The sequence below is a fragment of the Corallococcus macrosporus DSM 14697 genome (genome assembly GCF_002305895.1).
GTDB classification, from domain to species: Bacteria; Myxococcota; Myxococcia; order Myxococcales; family Myxococcaceae; genus Myxococcus; species Myxococcus macrosporus.
In genome coordinates, this window is record NZ_CP022203.1 from 4,264,993 (window position 1) to 4,290,016 (window position 25,024).

At 71.7% G+C, this 25,024-nt stretch carries 12 protein-coding genes; 4 read left to right on the forward strand and 8 right to left on the reverse strand.

Annotated features, from left to right (window positions below; all coding sequences use genetic code 11):
• Positions 1–285 precede the first annotated feature (285 nt).
• Both MYMAC_RS17895 and MYMAC_RS17900 read left to right on the forward strand, forming a co-directional pair.
• On the forward strand, positions 286–4,812 hold the full coding sequence (locus tag MYMAC_RS17895) for a type I polyketide synthase (RefSeq protein ID WP_095958947.1): 4,527 nt from the start codon (positions 286–288) through the stop codon (positions 4,810–4,812).
• 48 nt (positions 4,813–4,860) lie between these two features.
• Positions 4,861–8,046 (forward strand): type I polyketide synthase, encoded by a 3,186-nt coding sequence (locus tag MYMAC_RS17900; RefSeq protein ID WP_095958948.1) that lies wholly within the window; start codon positions 4,861–4,863, stop codon positions 8,044–8,046.
• Positions 8,047–8,061: 15 nt separating this feature from the next.
• On the opposite strand, the gene MYMAC_RS17905 is transcribed toward MYMAC_RS17900, so the two are convergent.
• Complete coding sequence (locus MYMAC_RS17905) at positions 8,062–9,300, reverse strand: GNAT family N-acetyltransferase (RefSeq protein WP_095958949.1); 1,239 nt, start codon at positions 9,298–9,300, stop codon at positions 8,062–8,064.
• Positions 9,301–9,331: 31 nt separating this feature from the next.
• The gene (locus tag MYMAC_RS17910; RefSeq protein ID WP_095958950.1) at positions 9,332–10,018 is read right to left on the reverse strand and encodes a glutathione S-transferase family protein; all 687 of its coding nucleotides are present in this window, start codon (positions 10,016–10,018) and stop codon (positions 9,332–9,334) included.
• Between the two features lie 113 nt (positions 10,019–10,131).
• On the opposite strand from MYMAC_RS17910, the gene MYMAC_RS17915 reads away from it, so the two are divergent.
• A complete protein-coding gene (locus MYMAC_RS17915; RefSeq protein ID WP_095958951.1) occupies positions 10,132–12,396 on the forward strand; it encodes a lantibiotic dehydratase in 2,265 nt (754 codons plus the stop codon).
• A 55-nt stretch (positions 12,397–12,451) separates the two neighbouring features.
• Positions 12,452–13,891 (forward strand): hypothetical protein, encoded by a 1,440-nt coding sequence (locus MYMAC_RS17920; protein ID WP_095958952.1) that lies wholly within the window; start codon positions 12,452–12,454, stop codon positions 13,889–13,891.
• Between the two features lie 15 nt (positions 13,892–13,906).
• Here the strand turns inward: MYMAC_RS17920 and MYMAC_RS17925 are convergent, their stop codons facing one another.
• Genes MYMAC_RS17925 through MYMAC_RS17950 form a run of 6 tightly spaced genes read right to left on the reverse strand, consistent with a single transcriptional unit; the run spans position 13,907 to position 24,915 of the window.
• Entirely contained in the window at positions 13,907–14,773 is an 867-nt protein-coding gene (locus tag MYMAC_RS17925; protein WP_095958953.1) for a cupin-like domain-containing protein, read from the reverse strand.
• Between the two features lie 22 nt (positions 14,774–14,795).
• Positions 14,796–15,119: a hypothetical protein gene (locus MYMAC_RS17930; protein WP_095958954.1), complete on the reverse strand. Its 324-nt coding sequence runs from the start codon at positions 15,117–15,119 to the stop codon at positions 14,796–14,798.
• A gap of 26 nt (positions 15,120–15,145) precedes the next feature.
• Positions 15,146–15,898, reverse strand: a complete 753-nt coding sequence (locus MYMAC_RS17935) for a thioesterase II family protein (RefSeq protein WP_095958955.1) — start codon at positions 15,896–15,898, stop codon at positions 15,146–15,148.
• Positions 15,895–17,172: a glycosyltransferase family 4 protein gene (locus MYMAC_RS17940; protein ID WP_095958956.1), complete on the reverse strand. Its 1,278-nt coding sequence runs from the start codon at positions 17,170–17,172 to the stop codon at positions 15,895–15,897. The genes MYMAC_RS17935 and MYMAC_RS17940 overlap by 4 nt, the downstream gene beginning before the upstream one ends.
• A 33-nt stretch (positions 17,173–17,205) precedes the next feature.
• A complete protein-coding gene (locus MYMAC_RS17945) occupies positions 17,206–20,265 on the reverse strand; it encodes a type I polyketide synthase (RefSeq protein WP_095961612.1) in 3,060 nt (1,019 codons plus the stop codon).
• 45 nt (positions 20,266–20,310) lie between these two features.
• Positions 20,311–24,915: a type I polyketide synthase gene (locus MYMAC_RS17950; RefSeq protein WP_095958957.1), complete on the reverse strand. Its 4,605-nt coding sequence runs from the start codon at positions 24,913–24,915 to the stop codon at positions 20,311–20,313.
• Between the last annotated feature and the right edge of the window lie 109 nt (positions 24,916–25,024).

Genomic DNA, 25,024 nt, shown 5'->3' on the forward strand with positions numbered 1-25,024 from the left:
TTCAGCTCAATAAAATTTTACAAGCCAAATGCGTTTATACGCTATTGCGAGGATGCGGTTGGATTTCCGAAGTCGTCAATGTCAGACTGTCCTCAGGATGAATCACTTGGAGTGTGATTGTTGTGCTCGGAGAGAGCGGGTGGGCGCGCGGCAGGCAGGTGCGGGCGCCCCGTCCTCCAACTCTTGAAGCGCCGCCAGATCACTTTCTCGCTGCCCCTCTCGGAGTGGCGGCTCGCGCGGTCCGCGCTCCACCCCGCGCGCGCGAACCATCAGAGGTAGACAAGCATGGGTCGTCATACCCGGTATGAGGGGGACGCGAGTCTCGCGGTAGCCATTGTCGGCATGGCCGCCCGCGTGCCCGGCGCCGAAGACGTGGACGCCTTCTGGCGCCTGCTGCGCGAGGGCAGGGAGGCCATCACCTTCTTCACCAGCGAGGCGATGAAGGCATTGGGCGTGGAGCCTGGCTGGCTCGCCAATCCGAACTTCGTGAAGGCCGCGCCTGTCCTGGAGCGGCCGGGCCGCTTCGACGCGGCGCTCTTCGGGTATGCGCCGCGCGAGGCGGAGCTGTTGGACCCGCAGCACCGCATCTTCCTGGAGTGTGCCTGGGCGGCGCTGGAGCACGCGGGGTATGCCCCGGGCCGGGTGCAGGTCTCCACCGGCGTCTTCGCGGGCTCCAGCCTGAGCAGCTACCTGCTGTTCAACCTGCTCTCTCGGGCGGAGTTCCAGCAGGCCGAGGACACGTTCCCCGCCATGGTGGGCAACGACAAGGACTTCCTCGCCACGCGGGTGGCCTACCACTTCAACCTCAAGGGGCCCGCCCTCACCGTGCAGACGGGGTGCTCGACGTCGCTGGTGGCCACGCACCTCGCCTGTCAGTCACTGCTGGGCTACCAGTGCGACGTGGCGCTGGCGGGCGGTGTGTCCGTGCACATGCCCCAGCGGGCGGGCTACCACTATCAGGACGGCGGTATCTCCTCGCCGGACGGACACTGCCGCGCGTTCGACGCCAAGGGACAGGGCACGCTCTTCGGCAGCGGCGCGGGCGTGGTGGTGCTCAAGCGCCTGGAGGATGCGCTCAACGACGGGGACACCGTCCACGCCGTCATCCGTGGCTCGGCCATCAACAACGACGGCGCGATGAAGGTGGGCTTCACCGCCCCGGGCGTCGAAGGTCAGTCGGAGGTCATCGCCCGCGCGCAGGCCGTGGCGGAGGTGTCCCCGGAGTCCATCTCCTACGTGGAGGCGCATGGCACCGCGACGCCGCTGGGCGACCCCGTGGAGGTGCAGGCCCTCACGGAGGCCTTCCGCGCGGGGACGGACAAGCGTGGCTTCTGCGGGTTGGGCTCGGTGAAGACCAACGTGGGCCACCTGGACGCGGCGGCCGGCGTCACGGGGCTGCTCAAGACGGTGCTCGCGCTGGAGCACGGCGAGCTGCCACCCAGCCTCCATTACGAGAAGCCCAACCCGCGCATCGACTTCGAGAACAGCCCCTTCTACGTCAACGCCACGCTCAAGCCGTGGCCGGAAGGGGACACGCCCCGGCGCGCGGGGGTGAGCTCGTTCGGGATTGGTGGCACCAACGCGCACGTCATCCTGGAGGAGGCGCCCGTCACCCTCCCGGGAGACGCGGCGCGCCCCTGGCAGCTCCTGGTGCTGTCCGCGAAGACGCCGTCCGCGCTGGAGACCCAGACGGCCGCGCTGCTGGCGCACCTCCAGGCGCATCCCGAGCAGCAGCTCGCGGACGTGGCCTGGACGCTCCAGGTGGGCCGCAGGCCCATGGAGCTCCGCCGCGTGGTGGTGTGCGAAGACCGGGCGAGCGCCGTGGCGGCGCTGGAGTCCAAGGACCCGCAGCGCATCTTCACCCTGGCCCCGGGCAACGGCACGCCGTCAGCCGTCTTCATGTTCCCGGGTGGTGGCGCGCAGTACCCGGACATGGGGCGTGGCCTCTACGCGTCGGAGCAGGTGTTCCAGGAGGCCGTGGACCGCTGCTGCGAGCTGCTGCGGCCCCGGCTGGGCTTCGACCTTCGGCCCGTCATGTACCCGGACGCGGCGAATGCCACGGAGGCGGCGCAGCGCCTCAAGCGCACCTCCCTGGCGCTGCCCGCGCTCTTCACCGTGGAGTACGCGGTGGCGCGGCTGTGGCTGTCCTGGGGCGTGAAGCCGGAGGCGCTCATCGGCCACAGCCTGGGGGAATATGCCGCGGCCTGCCTCGCGGGCGTCTTCTCGCTGGAGGACGCGCTGGCGCTGGTCGTGCTGCGCGGCAAGCTCTTCGAGGAGCTGCCCGGTGGCGGCATGCTCAGCGTCCCCTTGCCCGAGGCGGAGCTTCGTCCGCTGCTGGGAGCGTCGCTGTCCATCGCCGCGATGAACGGGCCCGCGCAGTGCGCGGTGGCGGGAGCCGTTGAGGCCGTGGAGGCGCTGGCCGCGGAGCTGACGAAGCGCGAGGTGGAGTTCCGTCGCATCCCCATCGACGTGGCGGCGCACTCGCACCTGGTGGAGCCCATCCTCGCGCGCTTCCAGTCCTTCGTGGGGACGCTGACGCGCAATGCGCCCACGCTGCCCATTGTCTCCAACGTCACCGGGACGTGGATGACGCCCGAGGAGGCGGTGGACCCGGTGTACTGGACGCGGCACCTGCGGCAGACGGTGCGCTTTGGCGACGGCGTCCGCACCCTGGCCGCGCGGCCCGGCCGCGTCTACCTGGAGGTGGGCCCGGGCCGCACGCTGGGGACGCTGGCGCGCCTGCAGCTCAACGGGCCCAAGGCCCCCGCGGTGCTCTCTTCGCTGCGTCACCCGCAGGACCCGGTGCCGGACGACGCGTTCCTCACCACCACGGTGGGCCGGCTCTGGGCCTCCGGTGTGGAGGTGGACTGGAGCGCGGTGCATGGCGGCACCCGGCGGCTGCGCGTGCCTCTACCGACGTATCCCTTCGAGGGGCAGGACTACTGGCTGGCGCCGGAGGCGTCCTCCTCGCGCGGCCGGGGTGTCGCTCGCAAGAGCGCGGATGTGGCCGGCTGGTTCTATCTGCCCTCGTGGCAGCGCGCGCCGTTGCTGCCCAAGGCGGGGCCGGTGACGCCGCGCGGGTGGATTGTCTACCAGGATGCGGGAGGCGTGGGGGCCGCCCTGGCGGCGCGGCTGGAGCAGCAGGGGCACCGCGTCGTCCGCGTGACGCCCGGCCCGGGTTTCCGTCAGGTGGCCGAGCGCGACTTCACCGTGGACGGCCGCGAACGGGAGGACCACGCCCGCTTGCTGCGCGCGCTGGAGGCCCGGGACTTCAAGGTGGAGCGCGTCGTGTATCTCTGGAGCCTGGATGAGTCCGGAGCGGACTTCGATGAGGCCCAGGCGCGCGGCTTCTTCGGTGTGCTGCGGCTGGCGCAGGCCCTGTCCAGCGTGGAGTCGCCCGCGCCCGTGGAGTTGACGGTGGTGGGCCGCGAGGCGCTGGAGGTGGAGAGCGCCGACGCGGTGGCTCCCGAGCGCGCCACGCTGCCGGCGCTGTGCAAGGTGATTCCGCAGGAGCTGGACACCGTGGCCTGCCGTTACGTGGACGTGCGCGCTCCCTCGGTGGACGTGCTGCTGCGGGAAGTCACATCGGAGGCCCTGGAGCCCGTGGTGGCCTGGCGTGGAGCGCACCGGCAGGTGCAGGCGTACGAGCCGCTGCGCATCGAAGCGGACACTCCGGTGACCTGGCCCCTCAAGCAGCGCGGCGTCTACCTCATCACGGGCGGCCTGGGCGGGGTGGGGCTGCGGATGGCGGACCATCTGGCTCGCACGAAGCAGGCTCGGCTGGTCCTGGTGGGGCGCACCGGCGCGGAGAAGGACGTGGATGGGCGCCGCCTGCGCGCGGTGCGGGCGTTGGAGGCCGCGGGCGCGGAGGTGCTGGTGGCTCGCGCGGACGTGGCGGATGAGGCGCAATTGCGCGCGGTGCTGGCGGAGGTGGACGCCCGCTTCGGAGCGCTGGATGGCGTCATCCACGCGGCGGGGCTCGCGGGTGACGGCGCGGTGGCGTTGCTGGGCGGGATGGACCCGGCGACGTGCGCGCCGCACTTCCGGGCGAAGGTGCATGGCACGTACGCCCTGGAGCGAGCGCTGGCGGGCCGCACGCTGGACTTCGTGCTGTTGGTGTCCTCCAACGCCACCGCGTTGGGCGGGCTGGGGCTGGGCGCCTACGCGGCGGCCAACGCCTTCCTGGACGCCTTCGCGGCGGCGCGCTCGGGGCGGGGCGGCACGCGGTGGTTGAGCACCAACTGGGACGGCTGGCCGCTGGATTCAGCCGAAGGCGCGAAGGCCATCCAGACCAGCATCGACCAGTTCGCCATGACGCCCGCCGAGGCGGTGGAGGCCTTCCGCCGCGTGGTGGAAGCGCCGCTGGAGGGGCAGGTGCTGGTGTCCACGGGCAACCTGGACGCGCGCGTGGCGCAGTGGGTGCGGCGCGAGGGCGCGGGGGCGAAGAAGGACGCGGGCGGCGCGTTGCACTCGCGGCCCATGCTGGGCACCGAGTACGTGGCCCCCACCGATGACGTGGAGCGCGCGCTGGTGCGCGTGTGGCAGGAGCAGTTGGGGCTGGAGCAGCTTGGCATCCACGACAACTTCTTCGACCTGGGAGGCAATTCGCTCCTGTGGCTGAAGATTGTCGGGCGCATGAAGCGGGAGCTGGGGCGGGATGTCCCCCTCACCAGCGTCTTCGAGGCCCCCACCGTGGCCACGCTGGCGAAGAAGCTGGGACAGGGGCCCGCCCCCGCGGAGAGCACCGCCGCCTTCGAGTCCAGCCAGAGCCGCGGGGCGCAGCGCAGGGAGCGCCGCAGCCGCCGCGAGTAGGGCGCCCGCCCGCGCTCCTTCGAATCGAGAGAACCTGGAGACAACACCTTGGACAACCAGCTCCCGCAGGAGTTCGACGACGCCGACGTCGCCATCATCGGCATGGCAGGGCGCTTCCCCGGCGCCCGGGATGTGGCCACGCTGTGGGCCAATCTCCGTGAGGGCGTGGAGTCCATCCGCTTCTTCACCCTGGAGGAGGCGCGCGCCGCCGGTGTGCCGGAGGCGCGGTTGGAGGACCCCGCCTTCGTGAGGGCCGCCGCCATCCTGCCGGAGCCCGAGTCCTTCGACGCGGCCTTCTTCGAGATGCCACCGCGCGAAGCGGAGATCACGGACCCCCAGCACCGCGTCTTCCTGGAGTCCTGCTGGGAGGCGCTGGAGCACGCGGGCTACTCACCGCGTGACTACGCTGGCGCCATCTCCGTCTTCGGTGGCGCCACGCTCAACACGTACCTGCTGATGAACCTGGCGCGGAACCCCCGGGTGCTGGAGTCCTTCGAGCCGGTGCAGGTGAACATCGGCAACGGGGGCGACTTCCTGGCCACCCGCGTCTCGTACAAGCTCAACCTGCGTGGCGCCAGCCACACCGTGCAGAGCGCGTGCTCCACGTCCCTGGTGGCGGTGCACCAGGCCTGCCAGAGCCTGCTCAATGGCGAGTGCGACATGGCGCTCGCGGGCGGCGCGTCCGTCAACGTGGGCTTCTTCAACGGCTACCGGTACGCGGAGGGGGGCATGGCCTCGCCGGACGGGCACTGCCGGCCCTTCGACGCGAAGGCGCAGGGCACGCTCTTCGGCAGCGGCGCGGGCGTGGTGCTGCTGAAGAAGCTGCGCGCCGCGGTGCGGGACGGCGACACCATCCACGCCGTCATCAAGGGCTCGGCCACCAACAACGACGGCGGGCTGAAGGCGGGCTTCACCGCGCCCAGCGTGGACGGCCAGGCGCAGGTGGTGGCGGAGGCGCTCGCGGCTTCCGCCCTGGAGGCGGACGACATCAGCTACGTAGAGGCCCACGGCACCGCCACGCCGCTGGGCGACCCCATCGAGGTGCAGGCGCTCACCAAGGCCTTCCGCGCCACCACCCAGCGGCGGCGCTTCTGCGCGTTGGGCTCGGTGAAGGGCAACCTGGGCCACCTGGACGCCGCGGCGGGCATCACCGGCCTGATGAAGACGGTGATGGCGCTGAAGCACGGCGAGCTGCCGCCCAGCCTTCACTATGAGCGTCCCAACCCGGCCATCGACTTCGAGGCCAGCCCGTTCTACGTCAACGCCACGCTCAAGCCCTGGCCCGCCGGGGAGGCGCCTCGGCGCGCGGGCGTGAGCTCCTTCGGGGTGGGCGGCACCAACGCGCACGTGGTGCTGGAGGAGGCCCCCCGCTTGCCCGCGAGCGCGCCCTCGCGGCGGCCCTGGTATCTGCTGCCCTTGTCGGCGCGTACGCCCTCTGCGTTGGAGGCGGTGACGACGCGGCTGGTGGAGGCGCTCAAGGACTCGCGGAGCGCGAATCTGGAGGACGTGGCGTGGACGCTCCAGGCCGGGCGTCAGCGTTTCCAGCACCGTCGCTTCGTGCTGGCGAGGAGCGCGGAGGACGCGGTCGGCGCGTTGTCGGAGCCCCAGGGGCCTCGCGTCTTCACCGAGGCGCAGGACGCGGTGGAGCGGTCCGTGGCCTTCCTCTTTCCGGGGCAGGGCTCGCAGCACGCGGACATGGGCCGGGCGCTGTACGAGGCGGAGCCCGTCTTCCGCGCCGAGGTGGACCGGTGCGCGGAGCTGCTGAAGCCGCACCTGGACGGACTGGACCTGCGGACCGTGCTGTACGCCCGGCCCGAGGCCGCCGAGGTGAGCGGGGCGAAGCTGGTGCGGACAGCGCTCACGCAGCCCGCGCTCTTCACGGTGGAGTACGCCACCGCGCGCCTGTGGATGTCCTGGGGCGTGGTGCCTCAGGCGATGTTGGGGCACAGCATCGGTGAATACGTGGCCGCGTGCCTCGCGGGCGTCTTCTCGCTGGAGGACGCGCTGCGGCTCGTGGCCGCGCGAGGGCGGCTCATGCAGGGCCTGCCGTCCGGCGCGATGCTGGCGGTGCCGCTGTCCGAGGACGAGGCGCAGCCCTATCTGCGCGCGGGCGGAGCCGGGCTGAGCCTGGCGGCCCTCAACGGGCCCATGCAGTGCGTGTTGTCCGGGACGCACGACGCCATCGATGCGGCGCGGAAGTCGCTCCAGGAGGCGGGAATCCAGTGCCAGCCGCTGGTGACGTCGCATGCCTTCCACTCGGCGATGATGGACGCCATCCTGGAGGACTTCGCCGCGCAGGTCGCCACGGTGCCTTTGGCCGCGCCCACGCTCCCGTTCGTCTCCAACGTCACCGGGACCTGGGTGACCGCGGAGCAGGCGACGAGCCCCCGATACTGGGCCGACCACCTGCGCGGGACGGTGCGCTTCGCGGACGGCCTGCACGCGCTCTTCTCCGATGGCAGGCGCGCGCTCCTGGAGGTGGGCCCGGGGCAGGTGCTCGGGAAGCTGGCGAAGCGCCACCCGGCCTTCACGGCCGCGCACGCGGTGCTGGCGTCCATGCCGCCGCCCAAGGATGACGGGGCCTCCGCTGGGGCGGCGCCGCTGGCCTATGAGACGCTCGGCCGGCTCTGGCAGGCAGGGGTGCGGGTGGACTGGAAGGGCTTCCATGGCGCGGACCTGCGCTACCGGGTGCCGCTCCCCACGTATCCCTTCGAGCGCCAGCGCTTCTGGATTGAACCCGCCGACGTCGAGCCGCTGCCTCGTGTCACGAACGCCGCCCAGCCCGTGGAGACAGCGCCTGAAGCCGCCGCGCAGGCGGAGCCGGTGGGAGAGGCCACCAGCGCACGGCCAACCCAGCCGCGTCCGCAGTTGCGCAGTGCCTATGTCATGGCGAGCACGCCCCTCCAGCGTTCGTTGGTGGAGCTGTGGCAGGAGATGCTCGGCGTGGCGCCCATCGGCATCCAGGACAACTTCTTCGAACTCGGCGGTGACTCGCTCATCGCCGTGCAGCTCAGTGGCCGCATCAAGAAGCAACTGGGCCTGGACCTGCCCGCATCGAGCCTCTACGAAGGCGTCACCGTGGAGGCCCTGGCGGCGTTGCTGAAGCCGGCGGAGGCGGAGGTTCAGGAGCGCCGGGAGGAGGCGCCAGCGGCGGATGCGTCGCTCCTGCGCCGCAAGCAGACCCTGGCGCGGCAGCGCGACCTTCGTCGCTTCGATGACGACGATGATGCATGACGACGGCGTGGGGGGTCAGGGCGTCTTGCGAATGCGAGCGTTCTGCGTGCCGCCGGCCGCCATGGCCATGGCCACGCGTGAATAGGCAGACACGTACGGCTGAAGCACGGTGCGTGACCACCGCCCCGGAATCCACAGGTAGCTGTACAGCCCGTGCCGGCGCGCGCCCCTGCGCCGCTTCGTCTCGTATCCGCTGGCGCCCAGCCAGAGCTTCTTGGCGCCGAGCGCGTAGGCCCGGCGCAGGGGCTCGTAGAAGGCGAGGTTGAAATACAGCGGTGTCTCGGAGGCGCCGGCCTCGGCGCGGCCGACCCGGTAGAACCACAGCTCCTCGTGCTTTTGCAGCAGCAGGGAGAAGCCGATGGGGGCGTCGTGCTGGTAGGCGACCACGGCCTCCGCCTCGGGCGAGACGTGTTGGTCGAGCGCGGTCCAGAACGCGGAGGGGTGGCGGAGGTGCTCGTTGCCGTACTTGGAGTACGTCACCTCGTAGAACCGCTCCAACTGCTCCGCCATCGCGCCCATTTCAGTGATGCGCTCGAAGCGGACGCCCGCGTCCCGGGCGTGGGCCATCTCCTTCTTGATGACGCGCCGGACGTCGCTCTTGAACTGTCCCAGGTACGCGTCGAAGGTGTCCCCCGGGACGTCGATGACGTTGTCGTCGTAGATGAAGACCTCCTGGAACGCCGCCGCGTTGAGCGTCTCTCTCAGCGTCGTGTCGTCCTGGGGCACGCCATAGAAGTAGAGCGGCAGGCGCTCCTCGGTCGCGAGCTCCCGGAGCCCTTGAAGGATGAGCTCCCGGGCCTGCGTCGCGAGCTCCGCCGACGGCGCGGCGCAGTGGATGCTGCTCCGCATGCTGAGCGGGCTGGTGACGAACACGCCTCCCTCGAAGCCGGCGCCGGCGCGCCAGGCCACGTTACGGTAGAGGTCCGCCGCCGCGATGGCCACCCGGCTCCAGGCTGGACCGTTGGCGAAGCCCTTCCTCCAACTGGTGAAGAGGAAATGCTCCAACGAATAGGGCGTGTAGATGGTCTTGCTGCGGGTGATGAAACACGGGCAGAGCGCGATGGGCGTGCCCTGCTGATAGGCAATGGCATATCGCAGGGACAGCGCCCCCCGGGCCATGGCGGACAGGTCGACCGCGTCCAGCATCCGGAACCAGCGCCGGCCGAAGAAGACGCTCGACTCCGAGGTGAGGACATCCAGCTCCGCGTCACTCAGGTGGCTGACGGAGTCGTGGAATTTCAGGGTAAGCGTCATGGCCGGGGGGCTTCGTGTGTCGCGGTGTCGCTCAGCCGTTGAGGAGCTGGACGGCGGGGTGCCGCTTGGGGCTGTCGAGGTGCCGCGCCAGGTTGGGGCGCTCCTTCATGCGCCCGAAGAACGCGAACAGCCCCGGGTAGGTGCTCTCCAGCAGGTCCTGGAGGCCGTTGTCCACGAGCATCTCCAGGAAGCCGAAGACGCTGGTGTCCGCCACCGTCACCGAGGTGCCGACGAAGAAGCCGTCGCCGCTGCCGTTGCGCTTCAGCAGCCGCTCGAAGTGCGCGAGCCACTGCGGCAGCTCCTCGCCCAGGATGAGGGGCAGCATCTCGGAGAGCTGGTCCGGCGTGAACGAGGTCAGGCTGCGCGCGCGCGCGGACACCTCCTCGACGCCTTCAATGATCATGTCGCAGGCGGCCGCCTCTCGCGCGTCCTTGCCGTAGAGGCCGCGGGTGCGCGCGACGTGGCGCAGGATGGCCAGGCTCTGCACGACGCAGAAGCCGTCCGCCTCCTCCCACAGCGGCACCTTGTCGAAGGCGAGCTTGCCGGCGGCCTTGATGGCCTCGAAGGCGGGCGTCTTCACCTTGGCCTGCACGTCATAGGTGCCCAGGTCGATGTCTTCGTACTCCGTCCCGGACTCGGCGAGCAGCAGGCGGATCTTCTCGGCGATACCTCGACCCGTGAAATAGGAGAGGCGCGGCAATGATGATTGAGCGGTCATACAGGGTTCGTTGTTGGAAGGGAGTCGCTCTATACTAGAGTAAACGTATTATTCGGAAGGGGCAGACTTCCTTGAAGCCCGAAGCACCCGCGCTCGTTTCTCTTGCTCCAGGAATGGCCCTGTGGCCCTGGGCCGCGCTGCGTGGCGCCGGCTTCCCCGTCCAGGACGCGCTCCGGCTCGCCGCGCCCACGGCGTCCTCCGCCGCCGATACATGGCTCGCCGCGGGAGCCGAAACACCGGGTGACGCACTCCGCACCGCGTTCGACGCGGACCTGTTGTCCATCAGCGCCGCATTGCGTGCCCTGGCGGGGGAGCCACACCTTCGCGAGGCGCTCGTCTGGCAGAACCGCCACGCCTACAAGACGGGGGTCGAGCCACTGGCGGCCCTTCCCGCCACCGCGCGCAACAGCAAGGCCCGGCAGCGCGAGCGCCTGGTGGCCTCCTATGTCCAGCGCTACAGCACCAAGAACGACACCATCGGCTTCTTCGGCCCGGTGGGGTGGGCGCGGCTGACGCCGTCGAGCGACGCGCTGCGCTGGGTTCCTGGAGAGCAGCTCGTCTCGCGACGGACGGTCTACTTCGAGACGTGGTGCATGGACACGCTCGGCGCGGCGCTGGCCCAGGATGCGTCCCTGAGACGCTGGGCGGCGCCCCGGCTGCTGCCGTATTTCAGGCTGGAGGGCCACCTGCTTCACGGCCCCATGCCCACGCCCGTGGAGCTGAGCCCGGAGCAGGCACAGTTGCTCTCACGCTGCGACGGCACGGTCAGCGCCGCGGCGCTCGCGCGGGAGTTCGCCGGGGGTGACAGCTCCGCCTTCGCCAGTGAGGAGGACCTCTACTCGGCGCTCGAACAGGCCGTGGGTTTCGGCGTCCTGCTCTGGGGCTGGCAGGTGCCGCTCGTGGTCCGGCCGGAGGTGGTGCTGCGGGGCGCGCTGCTGGCCATCGGGGACGCGGACGCGCGGGCCCGTGCGCTCGCGCCGTTGGAGCAGTTGGAGCGCGCGCGGGCCGCCGTCGAAGCCGCGGCGGGCGCACCCGAGGCGCTGGACGCCGCGTTCGCGGAGCTGGAGCGCGTGTTCAACGACGTGACGGGCGCGGCGCCAACTCGCGCGGCGGGGCAGACCTACGCCTCGCGGACGCTCATCTACGAGGACTGTGAGCGGGATGGCTCGCTGGAGCTGGGCGCGCCGTTGTGCGAGCGGCTCGGTCCCGTGCTGGAGCTGGTGTTGACCGGGGCGCGCTGGCTGGTGGGGGAGGTGACCCGCGGCACCCGCGCGAGCCTGGACGCGCTCTTCGACAAGCTGTCCGAGGGCGGGGCGCCGGTGTCGCTCACCACGCTTCAGCTCGCCTTCGTCCAGGGGCTCCAGAACCCGGCGACGACGGAGCAGATGATGCCCGTGGCCCAGGCCGTCGCCGAGCATCGGCGGCGCTGGCGGGAGCTCTTCGCGCTGGAGGCCGGCGTCCGCCGCCAGTCGCGCACCGTCGAGTCGCTGCGTCCCAAGGTGCGTGAGGCCTTTGGAGCGGCCGGTCCCGCGTGGCGGAGCCGCTGGCATGCCTCGCCGGACGTGATGATTGACGCGGCGAGCGAGGCAGCGGTCCGCGCCGGGGACTACCAGCTCGTGTTGGGGGAGCTGCACCTGTGCAACAGCATCTCCTCGCTCTTCGTGGAGCAGCACCGGGCGCCCGAGGAGCTCTTCGCGCTCGCGGAGCGCTGTGCCACCGGGGCGGACGTCGTCCCGGTGTTCCCCAAGGCCGAGTGGAGCCAGCGGACCTTGCCGTGTCTGTTCCCGCGTGACAGCCAGTACTACCTCTCCGGGCAGGAGCCATCTCCGCGGCCGGACGTCCGTGCCCTCCGCGCGGGCGACATGGTGGTGGAGCGGCGGGACGGCGGGCTGGAGGTCCTCGACCGCGTGAGCGGACGCCGCTTCGGCCTGGTGGAGTTCATGGCCGTCTTCCTGGAGCAGCGGTGCGCCAGCATCTTCGACCTGGCGCTCACCGATGGGTACTCGCCTCGGGTGACGGTGGACGGCGTGGTGGTGGCCCGGGAGCGCTGGAGCGTGCCGGTGGCGAGCCTGGGGTTCGCGGGCCTCACGGAGGCGCTGACCCAGTGGCTGGAGGCGCGGCGCTGGCAGCAGGCGCAAGGCATCCCGCGCTTCGCGTTCTTCAAGGTCGCGACGGAGCGCAAGCCCTGCTTCGTGGACTTCGACAGCCCCTTGCTGGTGGAGATGATGGCCAAGCTGGTGCGGCGGTCCGCGGAGGCGTCGCCGGATTCTCGCGTCCAGTTCTCGGAGATGCTGCCGGACCCGGAGCACCTCTGGCTCACGGATGCGGCCCAGCGCCGCTACACCAGCGAGCTGCGGCTCGTCTGCGAGATGTCCTGAGCGGTCCTCACTCTTCCCAGCGTCTCACCCCCATTCGATGAAGGAGCCGTACGCCATGCGCGTGCCCGAGCCGATCCCCGGCGGACAGTTCTCTCCAGAGGTCAAGGCGCTGCACGGCGCGCTGTCTCCCGCCGCCGCCGCGTTCCTCGAGTACGCCGAGCGCGTCCCCGAGGTCTTCTCGCGCCACAAGTTCCAGGCGCACGAGGCTTCGCCGCTCATCCCCTATGAGCTGCATGCGTGGCCCACCTTCGTCGAAGGCGCGGTCGCGCGGCAGATGCGGGAGGTCGCCCCGGCGCTGTGCCGCCTCATCAAGCGCGCGCCCCGGCGCCTGCTGGGAGACGCCGGCCGAGCAGCGGAGTTCTACGGAATCCCGCGGGCGCGCGCCGACGCGGCGTTCGCTGCCCTGGCTCGCACGGATGACGCCCGCGGGGCCATTGGCCGCGGTGACTTCATCCATGACGGCGCCACGTTCAAGTGCGTGGAGTTCAACCTGACCGCGGGCGTGGGGGGCTGGGAGACCGCCATCCACGTGCAGCAGGTGCTGGCGCAACCTGCGATTCAGCGCTTCGCCGTGGAGCAGCGGCTGCGCGTCCGCCAGCCTCGGACCTTGCGCGACTTCTTCGCCAACATCGTGGACACGGTGCGCCGCGACCTCGACTGGGAAGGGGAGTGCAACATCGCCATCCTCTTCACCCCGAGCATCCTGCCGGCAGGCCCCCTGGCGGAGCAGGCGTCCCGGTTCTTCACCGGCCAGCTCCAGGAGGTCCTCCAGCCCGAGGGCGCTCGCGGGGAGGTCTTCATGACGACGTACGGCTCGGTCGAATCCGGGCCCGGCCACCGCCTCACGCTCCGAGGCAAGCGGCTGCACGCCGTCGTGGAGTATGACGCGCGAGACCGCCTGGCGATGGCGGGCGCGGCCTATGCCGAGCACGCCCAGGCCGCGTTCGATGCCCGCGCGGTCAGTCTCTTCAACGGCCCGGCGCAGGACGTGCTCGACGACAAGCGCAACCTCACGCTGCTGTGGGAGCACGTGACGTCCGCCGCGCTGTCCGAGGCGGAGCAGGAGGTGGTGCGCCGGAACGTGCCCTGGTCGTTCCGGGTCCAGCGGGCCCACGTCGAGCGCGACGGCACGCGGTACTCCATCCCGGAGCTGCTGGCCTCGCGGCGCGAGTCCTGGGTCCTCAAGCCGGGACGGGACTACGGCGGCGAGTCGGTGCTGCTGGGCGCGTCGACGCCCGCCGCGGAGTGGGACACGGCGGTGCGCAAGGCGCTCGACGCGGGCGGCTGGGTGGCGCAGGAGCGCGTGCAGCCGACGTCCTTCCACACCCTGGGGCCAGAGGGCACGGTGGTGCCCCACAGCCTGGTCTGGGGCCTCTTCGTCCTGGGGGAGACCTACGGCGGGCACTTCCTCCGCCAGGGCCCCATGCAGCGAGGCGCTGGCGTGGTGAACGTCGCGCAGGGCGCCATGGTGGGCGCCCTCATCGAGCTGGAGTGAGGCGCGGGCGCCGCGTTACTGCTCGCGGTACTCGCGGCCCAGCTTCTGCTGCTTGCGGATTCGGCCCACCGCGCTCAGGGCGATGGTGGGCACGAGCCGCGGGCCCAGCTTGGCCAGCATCGACCACGTCCACCACCAGTAGTTGGTGGCGATGGCGTCCTCCACCGTGTACACGCGGTGCCACCAGCCATAGGGCAGGTAGAGAATCTCACCGGCCTCCAGGATGAAGTCGTAGTCCGGGGCGAGGCCGCCGGGGAGCTGCTCCGGCTTGCCGCCGTGGGGCGTCAGGTCGTGCGCGCTCACGACGGACCAGGGGTGGCTGAGCTTCGCGGGGCTCAGCGCCTTGTCGCGGCTGGGCGAATAGAGCTGCCACTGCTTGCGGCCCACCATGACGGCGTGCAGGTTGTGCGCGCGGTCGAGGTGGAGCTGGGTGAAGGTGCCGCGCGGGCCCATGAAGAAGAGCTGCTCGGTGAGCTTGCGCTGGACGGCGTACTCGTCGAAGCGGACGTCCTTGTGCAGCTCCGGCAGGGTGCGGAACAAGTCATTGCCGATGAGGTAGCCCGGCGTCTCTCCGTCCTTCGCCTTCAGCGTGTCGACATACTCCTGCATGCGCATCTTCCGCACGCGGCCCACGCGCTCCACGCCGCCCGTGGCCTTGGCGTTGTACTGGAGCCACTCCACGGGGACGCTCACGTCGCGGTACTTCGTGGCGAAGTAGTCGAAGGTCCACCGCTCGGCGGCGGGCCAGCCCTTCATCGCTTCGGTGAGGATGACGGGTTTGTTGTTGGCTTCGATGCGCTCGTAGAAGGCCCGGTGGTTGTCGAGCGGCATGCGCTCGGGGACCAGGGGCTCGGGGACCTTCTGGGCGGTGGCGGTGCTCATGTCGGCTCTCCCGGGCGAGGCGTCAGGCCGCGCTCTCGCTCTGGCTCTGGGCCTTCTGCAGGCGCTCGAAGTTGTTGTCGATGCCGTGGCGCACGTCCGCCAGCATGTGGATTTCGAACTCCTGGTACGGGAAGGACGGCCAGGCGCGCAGCAGCGTCAGCAGCGACTCGTGGGAGTCGGCGTTGAGGATGCAGAGGCCCATCTTCGGGAGGACGTAGTAGGCACAGTCGAAGGTGCCGTCCTGGAGGCGGGCGCCCACCCAGTCACGGACAGCGCGGTTGAGCGCGATGGGGTCCTGGGGCTGGGGGCCGGAGGTGCGGTCCTTGACGTAGACGAGGTACTTCATGGGGAAGGCTCCTTGGAAGAGGCAGGTCAGCGAGTCGAGGCGGGCCGCAGCCTGGTGAGGCTCCGGCGGATGTTCTGCAGCAGGCCGCGCGGCGTCTGTCGCAGGAAGAAGTGGTCCCCCAGGAAGGTCTGGGAGGCGAAGGGGCCGGAGGAGAGCTGGCGCCACGCCTCCGTTGCGTCGTCGGGCACGTAGTCGTCGAAGCCGCGGAAGGCGGAGAGCGGGCACGTCAGCGCGGGGCCCTGCTTCCACGTGTAGCCCTCACACACGGCGGTGTCCGCGAGCATGGTGGCGCGCATCAGCGTCAGCAGCTCCTCCGCCATCTCTCCGGACACGGCGCGCGACTCGCCCAGGCGCCGGGCCTCGGACGCGTCGATGTCATGGGTGGCCGTGGCCGGCGTGTGCGCCTGGAGCGTGTGCGGCGCCCGGTAGCTGGCGACGAAGAGGTGCAGGGGCGCGGGGAGGCCGCGCTCCCGCAGCGCCCGCGTCAGCTCGTAGGCGAGCAGCGCGCCCATGCTGTGACCGAAGAGGGCGAAGGGCTTGTCCGCGTGCTTCGCCACCACCTCCACCAACGGCGCGATGACTTCCGGCAAGGTGCGCAGGGGCGCCTCGCGCAGCCGGTTCTCCCGGCCGGGGAGCTGGACCGGGCACACCTCGAGGTCTTGCCCCAGCTCCGCCTGCCAGGTGCGGAACAACGACGCGCTGCCACCCGCATGCGGCAGACAGAACAGCCGCGCCCAGGCGCCCGGCTGCGGGACGTGGAAGGCCAGCCACTCCGTCATGACCGCACCTCCCGTCCGTTGCCGCCGACGAGCTTCTGGTACAGGGCGAGGTTGGCGGCCACCATGCGCGGCAGGCTGAACAGCTCCACCACGCGCTGCTGGCCGGCCAGCCCCATGCGCCGGGCCCGCTCCCGGTCCTCCAGCAGGGAGAGCTGCGCGTCGGCGAGCGCCGCGACGTCCACCTCGCGCGGCCCTCCCGGCGCGCCCGGGAGGACGGGGACGAGCAGGCCCGTCTTCTCGTGGTCCACGATCTCCGACGGACCACCGGAGCGGGTCGCCACCAGCGGGAGGCCGGAGGCCATGGCCTCGATGGCCGTGTAGCCAAAGGGCTCGTACAGGGACGGCACCAGCGCCAGGTCCGCGATGCGGTGCAGGAGCCCGAGCTGCTGGCGCGGCAGCTTGCCCAGGAGCTTGATGCGCTGGCGCAGGTGCGCGTAGCGCTGGGACAGGTCCTGGACCATCTGCGTGGACTCGCGCGAGTCCGTGCCACCGGCCAGGAGGAAGCGCACGTTCGGCCGCTTCGCGAGCACGCGCTCGGCGGCGGCGAAGATGGCGCTGATGCCCTTCATGGGGTGGAGCCGGCCCGTGTACAGGACGACCGGGTCCTCAGGCGTGGCCACCGTGGCGCGCAGCCGGGCGTAGTCCTCCGGCGAATGCGAGGGCTGGAGGAAGGGGCCCGCGTCCATGCCGCAGTGGATGGTGTGCAGCAGCGCGGCCGGCATGCCGTAGGTCTCCCGGATGAGCTCGCTCATGGAGTCACTCACCGAGATGACGTGCTGCGAGCCGTCGTAGAAGCTGCGCTCCTCCTCCAGAATCTCCGGGTCCGGCGTCTGGCCCCACCAGCGCTCCGCGGGCTCGGAGATGTAGTGGCTGGTCCCCAGCACGGGCACCCCGGCCTCCTTCGCCAGCGCCCGGGCGGCGCGGTGGGTGTGCCACTGGTGGAAGTGGATGAGGTCGGGCTTCTCCTCGCGGAGGAGCTCGCGGCCGCGGTGGAGCAGGTCGTCGTTGAAGACGCGGATGCCGCCGACCAGGGAGAGCTTTCCCGCCTGGGAGAGGCTGCCCTGGCTGGGCGGCATCATGTGCACGGTGAGGTTGGGCTCGCGGAGCACCGCGGGCTCGCCGGGCGTGTACGCCAGGACGGTGACCTTGCACCCGCCGCGCGCGAGCCCTCGGGCCAGCTCGTAGACGTAGGTGCCCACGCCGCCGGCCACGTTCGGGGTGTACTCCATGGCCAGGAGGAGCGCCTTCAGGGGTGGGGAATTGGGAGGTGCCATGGGCTGTGTCTCGAAAGGGGTGTGGACGCGCGGCTAACGGCTGGCCGCGCCCTCCTTGGCGGCGAGCTCCGCCAGCATCCGCAGCAGGGCCTCCACCTCCGGGTCTTCATGGCCAGGGCGCTTGCGCTGCTCGGCCACCAGGGCCGCCAGCCGGGCCACCGTCGGTGCCTCGAACAGCGACTGCAGCGGCACCGTGAAGCCGAAGGTGTCCCGCAGCCGTCCCACCACCGTGGTGGCCAGCAGGGAGTGCCCGCCCAGCGCGAAGAAGTCGTCGTGGAGGCCCACCGGCCGCACGCCCAGGACGTCCTCCCAGATGCGGGCCACCACCTGCTGGTCCTCCGTCTCCGGGGCCACGTACGCCACCGCCAGGGCGGGGCGTGAGTAGCCCGTGGCCGGGGCCTCGTCGGGCGCTCGCGCCTCGGGGGCGCGCTCCGCGGACGGCGCGGCGGCCAAGGCGCGGTGCCCGTCCGGGGAGACCCAGTAGCGCTTGCGCTCGAAGGGGTAGGTGGGCAGCCCGACGCGGAGGCGCTGCTCCTCGCCTCGGAAGGCCTCCCAGTCCACGTCCACGCCAGCCAGCCAGAGCTGCCCCAGCGCGCCGAGCAGCACGGCCGTGTCCGCCTGCTTCGTGTCCGGATGGCGCAGCGACGTCACCGTGGTGGGCGGCTGCCGCAGCGCACCGGGCTGGGACGCGAAGGTGCTCAGCGTCCGGCCGGGGCCGACCTCCAGCAGCACCTGCGCGGGTTGGAGCTGCGAGAGGCCCGCGGCGAAGCGGACCGGCTGGCGCAGGTGGCGGGCCCAGTAGCCGGGGTCCTTCGCCTCGGCGGCCGTCACCCAGGTGCCGGTGACGTTGGAGAGGAAGGGGATTTGCGGCGCGGACAGCTTCATCCGCCGCAGGCGCTCGGTGAAGGGCGCGACGATGGGCTCCATCATCGCGGAGTGGAACGCGTGCGAGGTGTGCAGGCGGCGCGACTGGACGCCCCGCGCGTCGAGCCGTGCCTTCAGCGCGTCCACGGCGTCGACGGGCCCGGCCACCACCGTCATCGACGGCGCGTTCACCGCGGCCACGGAGAGCCGGGCATCCAGCGACGACACCAGCTCCGCCTCCGACAGCGGGACGGAGAGCATGGCCCCCGGCGGCAGCTCCTGCATGAGCTGGCCCCGCGCGGCCACCAGCCCCAGCGCGTCCGGCAGGCTGAAGACGCCCGCGAGGCACGCGGCCACGTACTCGCCGATGCTGTGGCCAATCATGGCCTCGGGCTTCACGCCCCAGGACATCCACAGCCGCGCCAGCGCGTACTCGATGGTGAAGAGGGCCGGCTGGGCCAGCCGCGTCTGCTGCAACTGGCGCTGGGCGTCTTCCGCGCGCTGGGCGGTGGGGAAGAGGAGCTCGCGCAGGTCCTGCTTCAGGTGCGGGATGAGCCGGGTGGCGCAGTCATCCACGTCCGCGCGGAAGGTGCGCTCGCGCTCGTAGAGCCCCTGTGCCATCCCCGCGTACTGCGCGCCCTGGCCGGGGAACATGAACACTGTGGGGCGGCCCGTGCGCTCCTCGGCGGCGGAGAGCTGCCGCGCGACGTCGCCCAGGGCGGCCAGCGCGTCCTCCCGGCCCTGGCAGACGATGGCGCGGCGGTGGGGATGGCGGCGGCGGCCCACCTGGAGCGTGTACGCCACGTCCGCGGGCTCCAGGCCCTTGTTGGCGCGCAGGTGCTCCTCCAGCCGGGACGCCTGCGCGGCCAGCGCCGTGGGCGTGCGCGCCGACAGGAGCAGGAGCTGGTGCGCGCGCGCGGCCTTCACGGGCGCGCGGGCGGGGGGCTCCTCCAGGATGACGTGGGCGTTGGTGCCGCCCATGCCGAAGCTGCTCACGCCCGCGCGCCGGGGCTCCCGGGCGGGCGCCTTCCACTCGCGCAGCTTCGTGTTGACGTAGAAGGGGCTGGAGTCCCAGGGGATGTTGGGGTTCGGCGTCTCGAAGTTGAGGCTGGGCGGCAGCTTGCGGTGCTTGAGCGCCAGCGCCGTCTTGATGAGGCCTGCCACGCCCGCCGCCGCGTCCAGGTGGCCCACGTTGGGCTTGATGGAGCCCAGGGCGCAGGTGCGCGGTCCCTCCGCCTCGTCGCCGAAGGCGCGGATGAGCGCCTGGACCTCAATGGGGTCCCCCAGCGCCGTCCCCGTGCCGTGCGCCTCCACGTAGCCGATGCTCCCGGCGGAGACGCCCGCGCTGCCCAGCGCCTCGGAGATGACGGCGGCCTGGCCCTCGACGCCGGGCGCGGTGTAGCCCACGCGCGCGGCGCCGTCGTTGTTCACCGCGGAGCCCTTGATGACGGCGTAGATGGGGCTGCCATCCGCCAGCGCGTCCTCCAGGCGCCGCAGCGCCACCACGCCCGCGCCGCTGCCGAAGACGATGCCCTTCGCCTGCGCATCGAAGGGACGGCAGTGCCCGTCCGGCGACAGGATGCCGCCGTCCACGTAGCGGTAGCCGCCCTGAATCTGGAGGTTGATGGACACGCCGCCCGCGAGCGCCAGGTCACACTCCTGGTTGAGCAGGCTCTGGCAGGCGACGTGGACGGCGACCAGCGACGTGGAGCACGCGCTCTCCACGTTGAAGCTGGGGCCGCGCAGGTCCAGCTTGTACGCGGCCCGCGTGGTGAGGAAGCTGCCCGCGTTGCCCAGGTTGAGCTGGAGCGGGTCCGCGGAGCGCATCAGCTCCGCGTTGCCCATCAGGTTGAGCAACAGGTACGTGCTCAGGGCCTGGCCGCCGAAGACGCCCACCAGCAGCTCGGCGGGTGGGGCGCCGTGGCCCGCGTCCTCCAGCGCCTCCAGCGCGCACTCCAGGAAGAGGCGCTGCTGCGGGTCCATCACCTCCGCCTCGCGCGGGGTGTAGCCGAAGAAGGCCGCGTCGAAGCCCGCCACGTCCTCCAGCCGCGAGGCCACCTTCACGAAGTGCGGATCCTTCAGCACCTCCGGAGGCAGGCCCGCCTTCAGCACCGCTTCATCCGAAAGCGGCTCGATGGACTCCACGCCGTCGCACAGGTTGCGCCACAGCTCTTCCAAGCTGCGCGCACCCGGGAAGCGCCCGGCCATGCCGGTGATTGCGATCTCCATGCCCGTGTTGCTGTCGGCCACGCTCGTTCCTCCCCCTCTGCGGACTCAGTGTCCCGACTGTCGGCGTTGCTGGATGAGCTCCCGGCGCCTGGCTCCGCGGCTTCGCCGGTCACTCGTGGTGGCCGGCGCTGCTTCCTCCCCACGGGTGAGCAGCCGCGCCATGGCGCTCAGGGTGGGGTTCTCGAAGAGTGCGACCACGGGCAGCTCCTTGCCGAAGCGCCGCTTCACCTCGTTGATGACCTTGAGGCCAATCAGCGAGTTCCCACCCAGCTCGAAGAAGTTCTCGTGCAGCGACACGCTCTCCACGCCCAGGAAACGCTGCCAGATGTCGGCCAGCTCGCGCTCGGCCTCGTCCATGTTGGTGGGCACCGCGCGCGCCGCCGTGGGCGCGGCGTCCGTCTCCATGGGGCCCATCAGGTCCTGGAGGAAGGACGCGCTGCGCGCCATGGCCGCCCGCAGGTCCTCCGTGGACACCACGACGTGCGCGGGCGCCTGCGCGAGGACGCGCTCGAAGACGTCTACTCCCTCGGCGGGCGACAGGGCGTGGGCGAGCATCGCGTCGCGCATCGCGCTGGCCCCGTCGGGCATCTGGGTGGTCACCGCCTGGCCCACCTCGCGCCAGGTGTCCCAGCCCAGGGAGATGACGGGCGCGCCGCCCGTCACCGCGGCCTTGTGGGCGAAGGCGTCCTGGAAGGCGCACGCGGCGCAGTGGTCGATCTGCCCGGGCTCCGCCGTGTAGGCGGTGCGGGACGAGCAGAGCATGAAGAAGTCCAGGGGCGTGTCGCGCAGCAGCGCATGGAGCAACCAGGTGCCCAGCACCTTGGGCCGCAGGACGTCCTCCACCGCCGCCTGGGTGCGAAGCTGGGCCAGTCCGCCCGCGGGCACGCCGGCGGCGTGGATGACGCCGTGGAGCTCGCCGAAGGCCTCACGCGCCTTGCGCAGCACCTCCGCCAGTTGCTCGGCGTCGCCCACGTCCGCGGAGAGCACCAGGACCTCGGAGCCCAGGGCCTCCAGCGCGAGCACCTGCCGCAGCCGCTGGCTCGTCCGGTCCTGCTCGCCATGGGTGGCGAGCCACGCGTCCCAGTCACCGCGCTCCGGCAAGCCGCCGCGGCTGACCAGCACCAGCCGCGCCTGGACCTGCCGCGCCAGCGACTCCGCCAGCACCAGGCCGATGCCGCCCAGACCTCCGGTGATGAGGTAGGTGCCTCGCGGGCGCAGCCGGGAGGGCGCGTCCGGCGCGGGAGCGGGGAGGCGCACCGGCTCCAGCGACTGCTCCCAGCGGTGGGGGCCCCGCAGCGCCACGGCGCCGTTGGAGGAACCCGCGCTCAGCTCGTCCGCCAGCCGCGCCGCCAGGAGCCGCTGCGCCTTGCTACAGCCCGGCGCCTCCACGTCGATGGAGCGACAGGAGAGCCCCGGCACTTCATGGGGCAGCACGCGGCAGGCGCCGAGCAGCGTGGCCTTCTCCGGAGCCAGCACCTCGTGGCCGGTGACGGCCTGCACGCCGGTGGAGACCACGGTGAGGTGGACGGGGCTGGACGCGCCCTGGCCCGCCAGCGCCTGCGCCAGGAAGAGCAGGCTGAAGAAGCCGGCGCGCTGGGCGTGCTCCACGCTCGCCACGCCGTCTCCCGCGTCATCCACGCTCCACAGGTGGACGATGCGCTCGGGCCGCCGCGACTCGTCGGCGAGCGCGGCCAGCAGCGCCGCGTAGGTCTCCGGGCGGGCCGGGTCCACCTCGAAGCCGCCGTCGTCCACGCGCCGGAAGTCGGAGCCGGGCGACACCCGGGTGACGCGGCCGCCGCCCTCCTCGAGCCGCGCGGCCAGGGCTTCTCCCACGCCGCTCGCGTCCGTGAAGAGGAGCCAGTGCCGGGGCGTCGCGGCCGGAGCGCGTGGGGCGAGCGTGCGCTTCCAGGACGGCAGGTAGAACCAGTCCGCCGGGTCCTTGCGCCGCTCCAGCCCCGCGTCACTGACGACCGCGGCGCTCAGCGTGTTCGGCTCCATCCAGTGCCGCTTGCGCTCGAAGGGGTAGGTGGGCAGCACCACGCGCCGGCGCTGCTCCGTGCCGTGGAGGCGCCGCCAGTCCACGGGCACGCCCGCCGCCCAGAGCCGGCCCAGCGTGGTGAGCACGAAGCGCAGGTCGGAGCCCGGCTCGCGAGGCGCCCGCATCGACGTCAGCACCACCGTGGGCTGGCCGCGCTCCACTTGCAGGCGCGCGAGCGAACCCAGCGTCCGGCCGGGGCCGACCTCCAGCAGCACGCGCGAGGGGTCCTCCAGCAGGCACCGCAGCCCGGGGCCGAAGCGCACCGTCTGCCGCAGGTGCCGCACCCAGTACCTGGGGTCGGTGGCCTCCTCCTCGGTCACCCACGTCCCCGTCACGCCGGACACGAAGCGCTGGGTCGGCGTCTGGAGCTTCAGCCGCCCCACGAACGCGGCGAACGCCGGCAGGATGGAGTCGATGAGGTGCGAGTGCGCCGCCACGTCGATGTGCACGCGCCGGTGCTCGATGCCACGGGCGGCCAGGTCGGCGGCGAGCGCGTCCACCGACGCGGTGTCACCGGCCACCACGCACTGGGTCGGTCCGTTGACGGCGGCCAGGGACAGGCGCTCGCCGAGCATCGGCAGCAGCTCCTGCTCGGACAGGGCCACGCTCACCATGGCGCCGGAGGGGAGCTGCTCGAAGAGGCGGCCGCGCTCGGCCACCAGCGCCAGCGCGTCCTCCAGCGTGAAGACGCCCGCGAGGCAGGCGGCCACGTACTCGCCCATGCTGTGGCCAATCATCGCCTCGGGCCGGACGCCCCAGGACTCCCACAGCTTCGCCAGCGCGTACTCCACGGTGAAGAGCGCGGGCAGGCCCACGGAGGGGCGGGGCAGCGGCGCGCCCGCGTCCGCGTCACCGGCCGGGTACAGCACCGCGCGGAGCGACGGTCCGCCGCGGCGCTGGAAGAGGGCGGCGCATGCGTCGAAGGCCTCGCGGAAGGCGGGCTCCTTCTCATACAGCTCCTGCCCCATGCGCAGGTGCTGGGCGCCGCCTCCGGGGAAGAGGAACACGACGGGCCGCCCGCCGTCCTTCGCCAGGTCCGTGAAGACGCGGTCCGAGCTGGCGGCGGACAGCACCTCGGCGCCGTCCTCGTGGCTCTCACAGACGACCACGCGCCGGTGCGGGAAGGCCTTGCGGCCGAGCTGGAGGGTGTAGGCCGCGTCCGCCAGGGACTGCTCCGGGTGCGCCTCCAGGTGGGCGGCCAGGTTCTGCGTCATCACCTCCAGCGCCGCCGGCTGCTTCGCGGAGAGGACCAGCAACTGCCACGGCCGGGATGGACCGGAGGGGGCCGGAGCGGGAGGCGCCTCCAGGAGCGCGTGGGCGTTGGTGCCGCCAATGCCGAAGGAGCTCACGCCCGCGCGGCGCCGGTGGCCGTGGGGCTTCCACTCCTTCAGCGTGGCATTCACGAAGAAGGGGCTCCGGGCCCAGTCGATGTTCGGGTTGGGCGTCTGGAGGTGGAGGGTGGGCGGGATGCAGCCGTGCTCCACCGCCAGGGCCGCCTTGATGAGGCCGGCCACGCCCGCCGCCGCGTCCAGGTGGCCGATGTTCGACTTCACCGAGCCGAGCGCGCAGAAGCTGGTGGCCTCGGTGCCGGCCCGGAACGCGCTGGTCAGCGCGGAGACCTCCACCGGGTCTCCCAGCAGGGTGCCGGTGCCGTGCGTCTCCACGTAGCCCACGGTGTCCGGCGTCACGCCCGCCAGGGCGTGGGTGCGGGCGATGACCTCCGCCTGCCCCTCGGCGCTGGGGGCGGTGTAGCCCAGCTTGGAGGCGCCGTCGTTGTTGATGGCGGAGGCGCGGATGACGGCGTGGATGTGGCTGCCGTCCGCGAGCGCGTCATCCAGCCGCTTGAGCACCACCACGCCCACGCCGCTGCCGAAGAGGGTGCCCTGCGCCTGCGCGTCGAAGGGACGGCAGTGCCCGTCCGGGGACGCGATGCCGCCGGGCTGGTGCACGTAGCCGGTGCGCTGGGGCACGTCCACGGACACGCCCCCCGCGATGGCCACGTCACACTGGAAGCCCATCAGCGCCTGACAGGCCAGGTGCGTGGCCACCAGCGACGTGGAGCAGCCCGTCTGGACGTCCAGGCTGGGGCCCTTGAGGTCCAGGTGGTACGCCAGCCGGGTGGCGAGGAAGTCCTTGTCGTTGCCAATCATCACCTGGAAGCTGTCGCTCGACTCGAGCAGCTCCGGGTGCGTGCGCAGGTTGAAGAGCAGGTACGTGCTCAGGCTGGTGCCCGCGAAGACGCCCACCGAGCGCGACTCCGTGTCCAACCCGTGGCCCGCGCGCTCGATGGCCTCCCACGCGCACTCCAGGAAGATGCGGTGCTGCGGGTCCATCAACGCCGCCTCGCGCGGCGAATAGCCGAAGAAGCCCGCGTCGAAGGCCTCCACCTGGTCCAGCACCGCGCCGGCGCGCACGAAGCCCGGCTGACGCAGGCGCTCCTCGGGGACGCCGCGCGCCCTCAGCTCGTCGTCGGTGAAGAAGCGGATGCCCTCCACGCCCTCGCAGAGGTTGCGCCAGTAGCGCTCCACGTCCGGAGCGCCGGGGAAGCGGCCCGCCATTCCGACGATGGCAATGGCCAGCTCGTCGCCTTCATTCAGATCGGCATCGCTCATGGCTGTCGACGAACTCACGTCCAGGAAGTGAAGAGAGGTTGGGACGGCGGGCTCCGCGATACACACACGCACCCCGGCGCCCGCTCACCTGGGGCGCCATGGTGTCGTC